Source organism: Streptomyces sp. NPDC005551 (assembly GCF_042871785.1).
Taxonomy (GTDB): domain Bacteria; phylum Actinomycetota; class Actinomycetes; order Streptomycetales; family Streptomycetaceae; genus Streptomyces.
This window is the reverse complement of the sequence record NZ_JBIAJE010000003.1, coordinates 463,633-479,186: the sequence shown is the minus strand read 5'-3', so window position 1 is coordinate 479,186 and position 15,554 is coordinate 463,633. Positions and strand designations below refer to the sequence as shown.

Genomic DNA, 15,554 nt, shown 5'->3' with positions numbered 1-15,554 from the left:
CCACCGCGGCCGCCCCCGACGCCGTGCCGGTGCTTGCCGCCGCGCGCGTGCAGGCCCAGCTCCGCCCCGCGCCGGGCGCGGCCGTGTTCGCAAAGGAGTCGATCCTGTGTCGAGGCGCCGAATCTCCGCCGTCATGGCCGCCCTCATCGTCGGCACGGCCGCACCGGTACTCCTGCCGGCCGCGGGCGCGTCCGCCGCGTCCTGTTCGAGCTACCCGAGCTGGGTCGCCGGAAAGTCCTACGTCACCGGCAACATCGTGCGGTACACCGACGGCAGGGCCTATGTCGCCGAACACGACAACCCGGGCTACGACCCGACCATCAGCACCTGGTACTGGGAGCCGTACGCCTGCGACGGCTCCACCACGCCGTCCGACGGCTTCGTCGTGAGCGAGGCCCAGTTCAACCAGATGTTCCCGAACCGGAACTCCTTCTACACCTACAACGGCCTGAAGGCGGCTCTCAGTTCCTACCCGGGTTTCGCCAAGACGGGCAGTGACACGGTGAAGAAGCAGGAGGCCGCCGCCTTCCTCGCCAACGTCAACCACGAGACCGGTGGCCTGGTGCACGTGGTGGAGCAGAACACCGCCAACTACCCCCACTACTGCGACTGGAGCCAGCCGTACGGCTGCCCGGCGGGCCAGTCCGCGTACTACGGCCGCGGCCCGATCCAGCTCAGCTGGAACTTCAACTACAAGGCCGCGGGCGACGCGCTCGGCATCGACCTCCTCCGCAATCCCAACCTGGTGCAGACCGACGCGTCCGTGGCCTGGAAGACCGGGCTCTGGTACTGGAACACCCAGAGCGGACCCGGCACGATGACACCGCACAACGCTATGGTCAACAGCGCGGGATTCGGCCAGACGATCCGCAGCATCAACGGTTCGCTGGAATGCGACGGCAGGAACCCTGCCCAGGTGCAGAGCAGGGTGGACGCCTACCAGCGGTTCGTGCAGATCCTCGGCACGTCCGCGGGCGGCAACCTCTACTGCTGAGGAGGTCCTGCCGGTTCTGCACTGTCAGGTGCATGGCATGGTGCGGCATCCTGTGTCCGCGTTCGCTCCGCCCGTCCTCGTCTCCGGCACGGAAGGACACCGTCACAGTGATGCCGCCTCCTCGCGCCCTGTTCGCCGTCACCGCCGCGGCGCTCACCTCGGTCCTCCTCGCGCCCGCCCCGGTGAGCGCCGCGGACGTGCCCGGCCCCGGCTCCTACTACGTCCAGAGTGCGACCACGGGACTCAACGCGGCCGACAGCGGGGGAGCGGTCGTCCAGCACCGTCCCCGGGGCAACGAGGACCATCAGCAGTGGATCCTGCGGTCGCGCGGATCCTCGTACGTGCTGGAGAGCGCGGACGCGGCCGGCCGTTGCCTCGGCCGTTCCGGGGACCAGGCCAGAACGGCCGCGTGCGACGGCGGTGACGCCGCGTGGGAGGTGACGCCGGCCGGGGCCGACCGGTACACCCTCCGGGCCCCCGGCACGGACCGGTATCTGACCGTGGGCGCCAGACCCGCCGGCGCCAACCACCCGGAGCAGTTGGCGGTCGGCGCCGCGGGAGAGCTCGCCGCCTGGTACCTCACCCCCGTCGACCCGCGGACCGGCCCGATGCCGCCCCAGGACCGCCGCACCCTGGACCAGGTCACCTTCCTCACCACGCACAACGCCTACGCCAACGGAGTCGACGGCGGCTTCGCACCGCCCTTCGTCAACATGTTCCCGAACCAGACAAGCGGCATCGACCGCCAACTGTCCGACGGTGTACGCGGGTTCATGCTCGACGTGCACCAGACTCCCGACGGCGCCATCCTCTGCCACAACAGCTGCACCCTCGTCAGCAGGCCGGTCGCCCTGTGGGTCGACCTCCAGCGCATGGTGAACTTCCTGAAGCAGCACCCCGACCAGTTCGTCACCGTCTTCCTCGAGGACTACGTCGACCCGGGCGTCCTGCGCGGCGAACTCGCCCGCGTCGACGGCCTGTCCGACGTCCTCTACCGGCCCGACCGCACCGGTGTCCGTGAGCACGGCTGGCCCCGGCTGGCGGACCTGCTGGCCGCGGACGACCGCCTGCTGATCTTCACCGACCACAGCCGCTCCTCCGACGAGGCCGCCGGGCTGACCCGCGACAGCTTCGGCGTCATGTACCAGCGCGAGTGGACGGTGGAGAACCACTGGTCCATGGGACCCGGAATCGGCTCCTCCGACTGGTCCTGCTACAGCCGCTGGTACGACGCCACCACCAACATCCCGCTCACCCGCACCGAGGGGGCTTTCCGCCCGCTGTTCGTCATGAACCACTTCCGCGATGCCACGGTCGCCTCCACCGCCTCGGCGGACAACGGCAAACTCGCCGACCGCGCCCAGCGGTTCTGCCGTCCCGCCGCCCGCAAGAAGCCCAACTTCCTCGCGGTGGACCGCTACGACCTGGGCAGCCCCACGGCCGCGGTCGACACCCTGAACACGTATGTGTATCCGTGAGGCCCTAAGTCCCTCGGGCAGCTGATCCCCGCGATGTCGGTCGCGACCCCTGCCGGGCTCGTCGACGATGCGGCTGACGGGCAGCGCCGCCTTCCACCAGGGCACACCGAGCGACCGGAACCGCTCGATCGCCGTGCTGCGGCGCGCGGTCGAACCGGGCGTCAACCACATCGACACGGCCGCCTTCCACTTCTCGTCCCTGCGCTCGGCGAACGAACTGATCAACAGCGCGCTGGCCCCGTACGCGGACGACCTGGTCGTCGCGGTCAAGGTCGGGCCGTACCGCGACCAGTCGGGGGAGTGGGCCACCTCGGCACGGCCCGAGGACCTGCGCGGCCACGTCGAGGAGAACCTGCGCCAGCTCGGCCGCGACCATCTCGACCTGGTGTACCTCAGGCGCATGCGGCAGGAGTCGATCCCGGAGCACTTCGGCGCGCTGGCCGAGCTGCGCCGGGCGGACTGATCCGTCACCTCGGCGTCTCCGCGGTCGAACCCCGGCATCTCGCGGAGGCCCAGGCCATCGCGCCGGTGGTGAGCGTGCAGAACCAGTTCGGCCTCGGCTCCCCGGACCCCGGGACCGACGCCGTGCTCCGGATGTGCGAGGAACAGGGCATCGCCTTCGTCCCGTTCTTCGCGATCGCGGGCAAGGGTGGCTCCCGGGGCCCGAGCGGCGCCGGCGGCGACGCCGTGAACGCCGTCGCGCGTGCGCACGGTGCGACGCCCCCCCAGGTCCGCCTGGCGTGGACGCTGCGCCAGGGCCCGCAGGTGCCGGCGATCCCCCACCGGCAACCCCGGGCACCTCGCCGAGGACGTGGCCGCGGGCGCGCTCCGCCTCACCGACGAGGAGACGGCCCGCCTCGACACGTTCCACCGGCACGGTGAGTGACGCGGGCCCGCGGGGAGGCGCCCTCGCCGGCACGCCCCGCACCGCCGCCGACCCGACGGCGGCGCACGCGACGGGTCGTGGCCCGACTGGTGGATACGGCTACGGTCGGCGGCGTCAGCCCAGCTGGTCGTGCAGGAAGGCCACCGTGCTCTGCCAGGCCTGCGCGGAGGCCTTCGGGTCGTGGACCTCGGGCCGGCCGTCGTTGAAGAAGGCGTGCTGGGCCGGATAGACGCGGAGGTCCGGGGTGATGCCGGACTGCTGCTGCACGGCGGCCCGCAGCTCGTCCAGCTTCTCGAGCGGGATGCTCGTGTCCAGCTCGCCGTAGTGACCCTGGACCTGCGCCGCCAGGGCGGAGAAGTCGGGGAGGTCCCCCTGGATGACCCCGTAGAACGGCACCGCCGCACCGATGCGCCGGTCCGCCGCGGCCAGGTAGATCACGAAGCCGCCGCCCATGCAGAAGCCGACCGCGCCGACCGTGTCCGAGGTGACCTCGGGCAGGCCGAGCAGATGGTCGACCGCTCCGGAGAGCAGTTCGACACCCCGGGCGACCGGCAGATCCTGCATCATCCGCAGAGCCTCATCGCTCTCGTGGGCCACGTTGCCGCCGTACAGGTCGGGGGCGAGCGCCACGAAACCCTCCTGCGCGAGCCGGTCCGCGACGTCGGCGATGTGGTTGGTCAGACCCCACCACTCCTGGATAACGATCACGCCGGGCCCCTGCCCGGACGGCGGCAGCGCCAGATAGCCGTGCGCGGTGGACCCGGCACTGGGGAAGGTGACGTTCTGGCGGGCGGGGGCTCCGGTCGCCTTCGGCTTCTCGGTCATGCTCTCAACTCCTGTGGGGGACAGCGCTGGGCGGGGGACTGGGTCCCGAGTCGATCTCCACGATGTCATGAACGAATCCGTCGCCGGGCACCGGCCCGCGGGGCGGACCAGGGCGGCCGAAGGCGGCCCAGGAAGGCCCGGGACGGCAACCAGGACGGCCCGGGACGGCAACCAGGAAGGCCCGGGACGGCGACCGGGACGGCCCGGGACGGTCGGGCGAGCCGTCCCTCCGTCCGCTCCGTCCGCGTCCGCTCCATCCGCTCCGTCCGAGCGCTCACCCGGTCGCCGCAGGTGAGGGCGGCCCCGTCCGGATGCGCCCCGCGCCGCCGCCCCCAAGCCGCCCGCGCCGCCGCCCCCGAGCCGCCCGCGCCCCCGCCTCGCCGCGAGGGCCGACGGCCGCGCCACCGGGGCCGCCAGGACGAACCGCTCGGGGGATGCCGTACCCTACCGTGTTACGTATAACTTCCGGAGAGGTCCTGATGAGACGCATCGCCCTGGTCACCCTCGTCGTCGACGACTACGACGAGGCGATCCGCTTCTACACCGACGCCCTCGGGTTCCGCCTCGCCGAGGACGCCCCGCGGCCCGACGGCTCCCGCTGGGTCGTCGTCGAGCCGGGCGCGGAGGGCGCGGGTACGGGGCTGCTGCTGGCCCGCGCCAAGGACGAGCCGCAGCGGGGCCGGGTCGGCGACCAGACCGGCGGACGCGTGGGCTTCTTCCTGCACACCGACGACTTCACCCGGGACCACGCCCGGATGCGCGCCGCCGGGGTGACCTTCCTGGAGGAGCCGCGCCACGAGCCCTACGGCACGGTCGCCGTCTTCCAGGACCTGTACGGAAACCGCTGGGACCTGCTCCAGCCCGCCACCGGCGCCTGACCCCCGTACGAGCCGCGCACCACGCGTCCGCGGAACCCATCGCCCACTACCGCACCACCTGCCGAGGAAAAGAACGCATGACCGCGCACCGCATCGACATCGACACCGTCCGCCGCCTGCCGAAGGCGGTGCTGCACGACCACCTCGACGGCGGACTGCGCCCCGCCACCCTGGTGGAACTCGCCGCCGCGATCGGCCACACGCTGCCCACCACCGACCCGACGGAGCTCGCCGCCTGGTACTACGAGGCCGCCAACTCCGGTGACCTCGTGCGGTACATAGCCACTTTCGAGCACACCCTCGCCGTCATGCAGACCCGTGAGGGCCTGCTGCGCACCGCCGAGGAGTACGTCCTCGACCTGGCCGCCGACGGAGTGGTCTACGGCGAGGTGCGCTACGCCCCCGAGCTGATGCTGAACGGCGGGCTGACCCTGCCCGAGGTCGTCCGGACCGTGCAGGAGGGCCTGGCGGCCGGTATGGCCAAGGCGTCGGCCGCGGGCACCCCGGTCCGCGTGGGCACCCTGCTGTGCGGCATGCGCATGTTCGACAGGACCCGGGAGATCGCGGACCTGGCGGTGGCGTTCCGGGACGCCGGTGTCGTCGGATTCGACATCGCCGGCGCCGAGGACGGCTTCCCGCCGGCGGACCACCTCGCGGCCTTCGAGCACCTGCGCCGCGAGAGCGTGCCCTTCACCATCCACGCCGGTGAGGCGCACGGTCTGCCCAGCATCCACCAGGCACTCCAGGTCTGCGGTGCCCAGCGCATCGGTCACGGTGTGCGCATCACGGACGACATCGTGGACGGCAAGCTCGGCCGTCTCGCGGGCTGGGTGCGCGACCGCCGCATCGCCCTGGAGATGTGCCCGACGTCCAACCTGCAGACGGGTGCGGCCACCTCGATCGCAGAGCACCCCATCACGGCCCTGCGCGACCTCGGCTTCCGCGTCACCCTGAACACCGACAACCGCCTGGTGTCCGGTACGACGATGACCCGCGAGATGTCGCTGCTGGTCGAGGAGGCCGGCTGGACCGTCGAGGACCTGCGCACGGTCACCGTCAACGCCCTCAAGAGCGCGTTCCTCCCGTTCGACGAGCGGACCGCGCTCATCCGGGACGTCGTGCTGCCCGGTTACGCGGCCGCCGGGGCGTCCGGCCGCACGGCGGTCTGACTGCTCAGCGCAGCAGCCCCCGGGCGTACGCCGCCTGGCCGACGTGCTGGAGATCGTCGGCCAGGACACTGACCAGGCGCACGCCCAGGGTGACCGGCGGGTCCCACTGTTCGTCCACGACGCGCTCCAGGTCCTTGTCGGCCAGTCCGCGGACGAAGCCGAGGGTCCGCTCGTGCACGGCGTCGTAGTAGCCGGTCAGGAGGTCGCCCGAGTCCACCCGGACCCGGGCGACCTTCTTCGCGGTGTGGCCGTACCCGGTGTCGCGCTCGGGCAGCCCCAGCGCGAAGCGGCCGGCCCAGCCCGCGGACAGCCAGACCTGTTCGTGGCCGGCCACGTCCGCGACGTGGTCGTCCTGCACACGTGCCAGATGCCAGATCAGCCAGGCGATCGAGTTGGACCCGATCCGGGGCGGGGCGTTCAGCTCCTCGGCGGAGAGTCCGTCGACGGCCGCGTGCACCTCCTCCTTGATCCGTCCGTACGCTTCGGCGAGAACGTCCTTGGCATGCATGACGCCCACTCTCTCCCGGCAGCGACCGATTCGCGATCGGGACCCGGCCGTCCCGGGGAACGGAAAGCACGCGAGGGACAGTTGCGGGTGTCTTCGGGTGTCTTCCCGCCGGACGCCGACAAGGCTGCTCCCGAAGGAACGGGCGGATGTCCGTGGTCCCGGCAGGACACCTGCCGGAACCTCGGCCGTCAGGCGGTGGTGCAGGGCGTCCCGTTGAGCGTGAACGACGCCGGTTTTCCGGTGTTGCCCGTGTGGCTCGCCTGGAAGCCGATCTGCGTACTGGCTCCGGCCGCGAGCGTGGAGTTGTACGAGAGGCCCTTGGCGGTCAGCGAGCCGCTGCCCGGGCTGTAGGTCGCCCCCCAGCCGGAGACGATGCTCTGTCCCGCGGGCAGGGTGAAGGCGAGCGTCCAGGCGGTGATGGGGGCCGTACCGGTGTTGGTGAGGGTGATCGTGGCGGTCAGTCCGCTGTTCCAGGCGCTGACCGAGTAGCCCACCCGGCAGGTGCCCGGGACGGGCTCGGGGCCGGGGCCGGGGTCGGCCGCGTCCAGACCGAAGAACGCGATCGCCCGCGCCGCCATGCCGGCCGCCGGCAGGGTGTGGCCGGCGCCCTGCACGCTGATGGCTTCCACCGGCGGCTGTGTGCCGGTGCCGCCGTAGCGGGTGCGGGTCCAGTCGGACTGCGGGTGATCGGTGAAGGCGGCCGTCCGGCTCACCCCGTGCACGTTCGTCCACTGGTCGATCTGCTCGCCGAAGTTGGGATAGCGCAGCGTGGCGTCCTCGGTGCCGTGCCAGATCTGCATCCTCGGGCGAGCGCCGCCGTAGCCGGGGTGGGCGGACCGGACCAGGTCGCCCCACTGCTGCGGTGTCCTGTCGACCGTCCCGTTCGCGCAGGCGCTGTTCCAGCCCGAGCCGTCGGTCGTGGCGAAGCACGAGTGCGGTACGCCCATGAAGGCGGCGCCGGCCTTGAACACGTCGGGGTAGTTGCCCAGCAGGACGTTGGTCATCATCGCGCCGGAGGAGGCCCCGGTGACGTAGACGCGGCCGGGGTCGGCGTTCAGGTGCTCCTCGGCGTAACGGACCATCGACCTGATGCCGACCGGGTCGCTGCCGCCGTCCCGCTTGAGGGCCTGCGGGGAGGAGACGTCGAAGCAGTTGCCGCTCCGGGTCGCCGACGGATAGACGACGACGAAGCCGTACCGGTCGGCGAGCGAGGCGAACTCCGTGCCCGCGTGGAAGGCGGGACCCGAACCGGTGCAGTAGTGCACCGCCACCAGCACGGCGGGCCTGGCACGGACGCTGTCCGGCACGTACAGGTGCATCCGCAGACCGCTCGGGTTGCTGCCGAAGCCGGTCACCTCCGTCAGCGTGGCAGCCGACGCCGGAGGCGCGGCGACGACCAGGAGGAGCGTCGACAGCAGGGGCAGGATCCCTGCCAGGAGAGCCGTCAGCCGTGCTCTCACCGTGAGCCGTGCTCTCGCCGGGCGCCGGGCGGCGGCCGTTCCCCGTGGGGACGTCTCGGTCATGTGCGCGTCCTTCCTGTACTGACTGCTGTACCTGGGAGAGCCGCTCGGGCACCGCCCGCGGAGGTGCGTGCCTGTCCGCGCGGCGGGCCCGAGCGGCCCGGGGCGGAGGTGGTCAGGACGCGGTGCAGTTCCCGATCGCCGGTGCCGAGGTGTTGCCGTTCGTCATGACGGTGAAGCCGAAGCTCGTCGACGCGCCCGCGGCCAGGTTGCCGTTGCCGTTGGGCCGCATCGTCATCACGTTGCCGCTGCTGTCCCAGGTGGGTGAGCCGTTCCAGGTGGCGGAGACCTTCTGCGGCGGCGTCACCGTGACCGCCACGGTCCAGCCGCTGATCGCGGTGCTGCCCGCGGTCACGGTCACCTGGCCGTTGAAGCCGCCGTTCCACGACGCGGTCCTGCTGTAGGAGACGGAGCAGGTGGCATTGCCGCCGCCTCCGCCCCCGGTGCCGCCGAACGCCGAGATCACGGCGTCGTACGCCGGCTTGGCGGCGTAGTTGCCGTCGAAGAGCAGGGGGGTGCCGCTGCTGCGCCAGGAGTACTTGTCGGTGACACCCCAGACGGTGATGCCGGTGCAGCGCGAGACGCCGAGGCACGCCTTGACGACGTTGCCGTAACTCGTGGCCTGGGACGCGCCGGAGCCCTCGATGTCCAGCTCGGTGATCTGCACGTCGACGCCGAGGTCGGCGAAGCGCTGCAGGTTGGCCCGGTAGTCGGCGGGTACCGGCGAGGCGCTGTTGAAGTGGGACTGGAAGCCGACACAGTCGATCGGCACGCCGCGGGACTTGAAGTCCTTCACCATGTTGTACACGGCGGTGCTCTTCGCGTTGACGCCGTCGGTGTTGTAGTCGTTGTAGCAGAGCTTGGCGGCCGGATCGGCGGCGCGGGCGGTGCGGAACGCCTCCTCGATGAAGCCGCTGCCGAGCTTGTCCTGGAACGGCGAGCTGCGTCGTGCCCCGCTGTTGCCGTCCTGGAAGGCCTCGTTGACGACGTCCCAGGAGTGGATCTTCCCCTTGTAGTGCTGCATGACCTGGGTGATGTGGTTGTTCATCGCCGTCCTGAGGTCGGCGGTGCCCAGACCGGCCACCCAGCCGGGCAGCTGGGAGTGCCACACCAGTGTGTGGCCGCGGACCTTCATGCCCTTGCTCTGGGCGTGGCTGACGATCTGGTCGGCCGACCCGAAGCTGAACGAGTTCCTGGACGGCTCGACGGCGTCCCACTTCATCTCGTTCTCGGGGGTCACCGAGCTGAACTCCCGGTCGAGCGTGGACACGTACGCCGATTCGCCGAGGTGGTTCGCCGCGACGGCGGTGCCGAAGTAGCGGCCCTGGGCGGCCGCCGCGGAGCCGAGGGTGGTGGCGGCGTGGGCCGTGTCCGAAAGAGCTCCGACGCCCCCGGCGGCCAGGAGGCCCGCCGTGGCCAGGACGAGTGCCCTGCGGGCGAGGAAACGCCGCCGGGGTGGTGGCGCGGGGCCGCGGTCGACCGACGTGAAGATCATGTGCATGTCATCCCCTTCTACGGGTGCCGGAGCGGTCCGGCGGTGTGCGGGAGGGCGGGGCGGATGAGAGTGCGCGGTGCTGCATTCGAAAGTTGCGAGCATGTTTCCGAATGGCTGCGCAGAACTTATGGGCAAGGGTCCGGTCGGTCAACCATTCGCGCGCAACTCCCCCCACTCTGGCCGAGAGTGTGCAGGCGCGAAGGCGGGGCGATCTCCTCGATAACGGTTTGATCGCACGCTTGCACCCCCGTTGACCCCCGGAGAGGCCTCCCTTACGGTCCAGGAATCGCAGTGACTTTCGGCAATGCCGCCGAAACTTTCGAAAGGTGCACCATGAAGACACGTGCGCGGTTCCCCAGGACGCTCGCCGGAGGCGTGACGATGGCCCTGGCCCTGAGCCTCGCGGCCTGTGGGGACGGGGACAGCACGTCGTCCTCCGACGGGGGGAAGATCCACGTCCTCGTCTACGGGGACGCCACCAACAAGGTCGAGAAGCAGCTCGTCGCCGAGTTCAACAAGACGTCCGAGGTCAAGGCGGTGCTGGACACGATCCCCGGCGCCGACTACCAGCAGAAGCTGCAGACGATCATCAGCACGCCGCAGGCCCCGGACGTCTTCTTCAACTGGGGCGGCGGCAGCATCCAGCCGTTCGTGAAGGCGGATCTGCTCCTGCCGCTGGACGACATGATCAAGGACAACCCCTCTCTGGTGGCCCGGTTCCTGCCCTCGGTCTTCGACACCGCCAGGATCGACGGCAAGCCGTACGGCATCCCGATGCGCGGCACCCAGCCCGTCCTGCTGTTCAGCAACAAGAAGGTGCTCGCCGACGCGGGCGTCGAACAGCCCAGGACCTGGGACGAGTTGCTCGCGGCGGTCAAGAAGCTCAAGGCGGCCGACGTCACGCCGATCGCCCTCGGCGGCGGCGACCAGTGGCCGACGCTGATGTGGTTCGAGTACCTCTACGACCGTGTCGCGGGCCCCGGCCTCTTCCAGAAGGCGCTCGACGGGGACAAGGACGCCTGGGCGAGCGCGGACAGCAAGAAGGCGCTGAGCATGCTCAAGGAACTGATCGACGCCGGCGCCTTCGGCACCAACTTCGACTCGGTGAAGTTCACCGACGGCGGGTCGCCCGCTCTGCTGGCCGCCGGCAAGGCCGGCTTCGAGCTGATGGGTTCATGGGAGTACTCCACCCAGCAGGACGCCAACAAGAAGTTCGCCGAGAAGAACCTCGGCTACAGCGCCTTCCCCAGTGTCGAGGGCGCCAAGGGCGATCCCGGCAACCTGGTCGGCAACACCAACAACTTCTACTCCGTGCTGAAGAAGACCGAGCACCCCGAGGCCGTGGCGGAGTTCCTGAAACTCATGTACTCCGACAGCTTCGTGAAGAAGCAGCTGTCCATCGGCAACCTGCCGACCACGACGAACACCGAGAAGTTCCTCGACACCTCGGCCAGCCCCGAGTACTCGCGCTACCAGTTCGACCTGGTGAAGAAGGCCCCGTCCTTCCAGCTGTCGTGGGACCAGGCCTACCCGCCCGCGGCCATCACCCCGATCCACCAGGCCGTCCAGCAGTTCTTCAACGGCCAGCTCGACGCGGACGGCTTCATCAAGGCCATGCAGGCCCTTCCCACCGCCTGAGTCCGCGATGACCACTCAGATGACGCGAGTCCGTCCGCCCACCCGGGCGGACGAACCGGCCGGCCGCCGCCGGAACAGGAGCGCCGGTGTCTCCGGCGTGGGACACCCGGGATTCGCCTGGGCACTCCCGGCCACGGTGTTCTTCGGCCTCTTCGCGATCGCCCCACTGATCATGGTGGGAGTCCTGTCCTTCACCAGCTGGAACGGGCTCGGATCACCGGAGTTCGTCGGCATGGACAACTGGAGCCGGGTCTTCGCCGACCCGGTCATGGTCGAGAGCATCTGGCTGAGCCTGCTGATCACCGCCCTCGGCGTGGCCCTCCAGACGCCGCTGAGCATCCTGCTCGGCGTCTGGGCCGCCGGAAGCCAACGCAACCGTGCCGTCCTGTCGGCGGTCTACTTCGTCCCGCTGCTGCTGTCCTCCACCGCCGTCTCCGTGCTGTGGCGGGCCCTGCTCGACCCGAACTTCGGAGTTCCGTCCCAGGCGAAGTGGCTGTTCGGCGACGGCAACCTGTTCGGCAGCCAGTCCACCGCGATCGGTGTCCTCGCCTTCGTCAGCACCTGGCAGTTCACGCCGTTCCACACGCTGATCTACCAGGGAGCCGCCCGCGCCATTCCCCAAGTCCTCTACCAGGCTGCGGAGATCGACGGGGCGGGACGCTACCGGCAGTTCTTCCACATCACCCTGCCGCAGCTGCGCAACTCGATCATCACCTCGATGATCCTCATGGTGGTCGGCGGCCTCACCACCTTCGAGACCGTGCTCATCCTGACCCAGGGCGGACCCGGCACCGACACCACCATCAGCGCCTACTACATGTACCAAAAGGCCTTCAAGGGCTTCGACTTCGGCGCCGCCTCGGCCATCGCACTCGTCCTGGTGATCGCCGCCACGGTCATCTCACTGATCGTGGTGCGCGTCTCGGGCTACGACAAGATGCGCGGCTCCGCGGAGGGTCTGTCATGAAAAGACGCCCCAACTACGTGGCCGGCGCGGCCTCCGTGGGCTGGCTGCTGCTCGTCGGCCTGCCGCTGTACGTCATGCTCGCGGCGACGGTGCAGTCCCGCTCCGCGTACGCGCAGAACGGCCCCCTGTCCTTCCCGGACAGCTTCACCCTCGACAACTACACGGGAGCCTTCTCCAACGGCTTCGGGCGCTACTTCCTCAACACCGTGATCGTCACGGTGTGCGTCGTCGGTCTGGTGCTCCTGCTCGTACCGCCGCTGGCCTACGCCATCGTGCGTGCCCGCGGCAGGGTCACCTCGGGAGTCTTCCGGCTGTTCCTGCTGGGCCTCGCCATCCCGGCCCAGGCCGTGATCGTCCCGATGTTCTACCTGATCAGCAAGGCCGGACTCTACGACAACCTGATCGGCGTCATCCTGCCGACCGCGGCCTTCTGCATGCCCATCACCGCGCTGATCCTCAGCGGCACCATGCGCGACATCTCCCAGGAGCTGTTCGAGGCGATGGCCATGGACGGCGCGTCCACCCGGCGGGTGTTCTTCCAGCTCGTGCTCCCGCTCTCCAGGAGCGGGCTGTCCACGATCGTGGTGTTCTCCGCGCTCCAGGCGTGGAACGGCTTCCTGTTCCCCCTCGTCCTGACCCAGTCCGACTCGACCAAGCTGGTCACGCTGGGCCTGTACAACTTCCAAACCGAGCACGGCATCGACATCCCGGGCCTGCTGGCCGCCGTGGTGCTGTCCATGATGCCCGTCCTGCTCGTCTACCTGTTCGCCCGTCGCGCCCTGGTCCAGGGCCTCATGGGCGTCGGAGGAAAGTGACCGCCAACGTGGCAGTTGAGACAACCCCCGTTTCCGTCCCGCACGTGTGGAACGACCCCGACCAGGACACCGACACCCGGGTCTCCGCCCTGATCGCCGCCATGACCCTCGAGGAGAAGCTCGCGCAGCTCTTCGGCGTATGGGTCGGCGCGTCCGACGAGGGCGGCGAAGTGGCGCCCCACCAGCACGACATGGAGGAGGCAGTCGACATCGAGGCGCTCCTGCCGGCCGGCCTGGGACAGCTGACCCGCCCCTTCGGCACGGCTCCCGTCGACCCGGCGCTCGGCGCGCTCTCCCTCATGCGCACCCAGCAGCGCATCGCCTCGGCGAACCGCTTCGGCATCCCGGCCATAGCCCACGAGGAATGCCTCACCGGCTTCGCCACCTGGGGCGCCACCGCCTACCCCGCCCCCCTGTCCTGGGGAGCCACCTTCGACCCGGGCCTGATCCGGCGCATGGCCGCCGCCATCGGCCGCGACATGCGCTCCGTCGGCGTCCACCAGGGCCTCGCGCCCGTACTCGACGTGGTCCGGGACGCCCGCTGGGGCCGCGTCGAGGAAACCATCGGCGAGGACCCCTACCTCGTCGGCACCATCGGCACCGCCTACGCGCAGGGCCTGGAGTCGGCCGGGGTCGTCGCCACCCTCAAGCACTTCGTCGGTTACTCGGCCTCCCGCGCCGGACGCAACCTCGCCCCCGTCGCCATCGGCCCGCGGGAGCGCGCCGACGTCCTGCTGCCGCCCTTCGAGATGGCGCTGCGCGAAGGCGGGGCCCAGTCGGTGATGCACGCCTACACCGACACCGACGGCCTGCCCTCCGCGGCCGACGAGGAGCTGCTGACCGGGCTGCTGCGCGACACCTGGGGCTTCGGGGGCACGGTGGTCGCCGACTACTTCGGCATCGCCTTCCTCAAGATCCTGCACGGTGTCGCGGACAGCTGGGCCGATGCCGCCGGAGCCGCGCTCCACGCCGGCGTCGACGTCGAACTGCCCACCGTCAAGACCTTCGGCGCGCCTCTGCTGGAGGCTGTCACCTCCGGGCGGGTGCCCGAACCGCTCGTGGACCGCGCCCTGCGCCGGGTGCTCACACAGAAGGCGCGGCTCGGTCTGCTGGACGCCCACTGGAACCCGGTTCCCGCCGCCCTCGCCGGCGCCGACCCGGACAACCCGCAGACCCTGCGCGGCACCGTCGACCTGGACACCCCGGCCAACCGCGAGCTGGCCCGGGAGATCGCCGACCGGGCCGTGGTGCTGCTGCGCAACGACGGGACGCTGCCGCTGGCCCGGCCGCGCCGCATCGCCCTGGTCGGCCCCAACGCCCAGGAGCCGACTGCCGTACTCGGCTGCTACTCCTTCCCGCTGCACGTCGGCGTGCACCATCCGCAGGTCCCGGTGGGCATCGACCTGCCCTCTCTGCGGGACGCCCTGGAACGGGAGTTCCCGGACGCGGAGATCACCGTGGCGCGCGGTACCGGGATCGACGACGGTGACACCTCCGGCATCGCCGGGGCGGCAGAGCTCGCCGGCCGGGCCGACCTCGTCATCGCGGCCCTGGGTGACCGGGCCGGGCTGTTCGGGCGCGGGACGAGCGGTGAGGGCTGCGACGCCGACTCCCTGGCGCTGCCCGGCGCCCAGCAGGAACTGCTCGACGCCGTCCTCGACTCGGGAACGCCGGTCGTCGCGGTCCTGGTCGCCGGGCGACCCTACGCGCTGGGCCGCGCCGCGGACCGGGCCGCCGCGATCGTGCAGTCCTTCTTCCCCGGAGCGGAGGGCACCGCGGCCATCGCGGGCGTCCTCAGCGGCCGTACCAACCCCTCCGGGCGGCTGCCGGTCAGCGTGCCGCGCGGTCCGGGCGCGCAGCCCGCCACCTATCTCGGCGCGCGGCTCGCCCAGGCCAGCGAGGTGTCGAACATCGACCCGACCCCGGCCTTCGGGTTCGGACACGGCCTCTCGTACACCTCGTTCACCTGGAGCGATCTCGCCGTGGGCGACGCGCAGAGTCCCACGGACGGCGCGTTCGCGCTGACCTTCACGGTGCGCAACACCGGGGACCGGGCGGGCACCGAGGTCGTCCAGCTGTACCTGCACGACCCCGTCGCCTCGGTCGTCCAGCCGGTGCAGCGGCTCATCGGGTACACCCGGGTGCCGCTCGGGCCGGGCGAGGCGCGCCGGGTCGGGGTGAGCGTACCGGCCGACCTCGCCGCGTTCACCGGCCGCGACGGGCGGCGCGTGGTGGAGCCGGGCGCACTGGAACTGCGGCTGGCCGCGTCCAGCACCGACCCGCGACTGACGGCGACGGTCACGCTGACCGGGCCCGCGAGGTACGTGGACCACACCCGGCGGCTGCACGCCGACTTCACTCAGTCCGCCGGGTGAGCCGGC

The 15,554-nt window shown here is 70.8% G+C and carries 12 protein-coding genes and 1 pseudogene; 9 read left to right on the top strand and 4 right to left on the bottom strand.

Going from position 1 to position 15,554, the window contains the following annotated elements; all coding sequences use genetic code 11:
• Positions 1-106: 106 nt before the first annotated feature.
• From ACFYP4_RS10430 to ACFYP4_RS10420, 3 genes and pseudogenes are all read left to right on the top strand, one after another.
• Positions 107-994: a glycoside hydrolase family 19 protein gene (locus tag ACFYP4_RS10430; protein WP_358855163.1), complete on the top strand. Its 888-nt coding sequence runs from the start codon at positions 107-109 to the stop codon at positions 992-994.
• Between the two features lie 110 nt (positions 995-1,104).
• On the top strand, positions 1,105-2,472 hold the full coding sequence (locus ACFYP4_RS10425; protein ID WP_388784561.1) for a phospholipase: 1,368 nt from the start codon (positions 1,105-1,107) through the stop codon (positions 2,470-2,472).
• 55 nt (positions 2,473-2,527) lie between these two features.
• Positions 2,528-3,358: pseudogene (locus ACFYP4_RS10420) on the top strand (aldo/keto reductase); the annotation flags it as partial.
• A gap of 114 nt (positions 3,359-3,472) precedes the next feature.
• Here the strand turns inward: ACFYP4_RS10420 and ACFYP4_RS10415 are convergent.
• Positions 3,473-4,183 carry a dienelactone hydrolase family protein gene (locus tag ACFYP4_RS10415; protein WP_358855165.1) on the bottom strand — a complete coding sequence of 237 codons (711 nt, stop codon included), beginning with the start codon at positions 4,181-4,183 and terminating at the stop codon, positions 3,473-3,475.
• 479 nt (positions 4,184-4,662) lie between these two features.
• Here ACFYP4_RS10415 and ACFYP4_RS10410 point away from each other — a divergent pair, with 479 nt between their 5' ends.
• Together ACFYP4_RS10410 and ACFYP4_RS10405 are read left to right on the top strand one after the other, a co-directional pair.
• Positions 4,663-5,061, top strand: a complete 399-nt coding sequence (locus tag ACFYP4_RS10410; protein ID WP_358855166.1) for a VOC family protein — start codon at positions 4,663-4,665, stop codon at positions 5,059-5,061.
• Between the two features lie 77 nt (positions 5,062-5,138).
• Positions 5,139-6,230: an adenosine deaminase gene (locus ACFYP4_RS10405; protein WP_388784558.1), complete on the top strand. Its 1,092-nt coding sequence runs from the start codon at positions 5,139-5,141 to the stop codon at positions 6,228-6,230.
• 4 nt (positions 6,231-6,234) lie between these two features.
• Here ACFYP4_RS10405 and ACFYP4_RS10400 read toward each other — a convergent pair whose 3' ends face one another.
• From ACFYP4_RS10400 to ACFYP4_RS10390, 3 genes are all read right to left on the bottom strand, one after another.
• Positions 6,235-6,738 (bottom strand): DinB family protein, encoded by a 504-nt coding sequence (locus ACFYP4_RS10400; RefSeq protein ID WP_358855168.1) that lies wholly within the window; start codon positions 6,736-6,738, stop codon positions 6,235-6,237.
• Positions 6,739-6,926: 188 nt separating this feature from the next.
• A complete protein-coding gene (locus tag ACFYP4_RS10395; RefSeq protein ID WP_358855169.1) occupies positions 6,927-8,261 on the bottom strand; it encodes a PHB depolymerase family esterase in 1,335 nt (444 codons plus the stop codon).
• 112 nt (positions 8,262-8,373) lie between these two features.
• Positions 8,374-9,753 (bottom strand): endo-1,4-beta-xylanase, encoded by a 1,380-nt coding sequence (locus ACFYP4_RS10390; protein WP_388785053.1) that lies wholly within the window; start codon positions 9,751-9,753, stop codon positions 8,374-8,376.
• Positions 9,754-10,086: 333 nt separating this feature from the next.
• Between ACFYP4_RS10390 and ACFYP4_RS10385 the strand changes: the two genes are divergently transcribed.
• The 4 genes from ACFYP4_RS10385 to ACFYP4_RS10370 are packed head-to-tail and all read left to right on the top strand — an operon-like array spanning position 10,087 to position 15,548.
• On the top strand, positions 10,087-11,391 hold the full coding sequence (locus ACFYP4_RS10385; protein WP_358855172.1) for an extracellular solute-binding protein: 1,305 nt from the start codon (positions 10,087-10,089) through the stop codon (positions 11,389-11,391).
• Positions 11,392-11,398: 7 nt separating this feature from the next.
• Positions 11,399-12,358: a sugar ABC transporter permease gene (locus ACFYP4_RS10380; RefSeq protein WP_358855173.1), complete on the top strand. Its 960-nt coding sequence runs from the start codon at positions 11,399-11,401 to the stop codon at positions 12,356-12,358.
• On the top strand, positions 12,355-13,173 hold the full coding sequence (locus ACFYP4_RS10375; RefSeq protein ID WP_358855174.1) for a carbohydrate ABC transporter permease: 819 nt from the start codon (positions 12,355-12,357) through the stop codon (positions 13,171-13,173). The genes ACFYP4_RS10380 and ACFYP4_RS10375 overlap by 4 nt, the downstream gene beginning before the upstream one ends.
• Positions 13,170-15,548 carry a beta-glucosidase gene (locus tag ACFYP4_RS10370; protein ID WP_388784551.1) on the top strand — a complete coding sequence of 793 codons (2,379 nt, stop codon included), beginning with the start codon at positions 13,170-13,172 and terminating at the stop codon, positions 15,546-15,548. Before ACFYP4_RS10375 ends, ACFYP4_RS10370 begins: the two co-directional genes overlap by 4 nt.
• Positions 15,549-15,554: the final 6 nt, after the last annotated feature.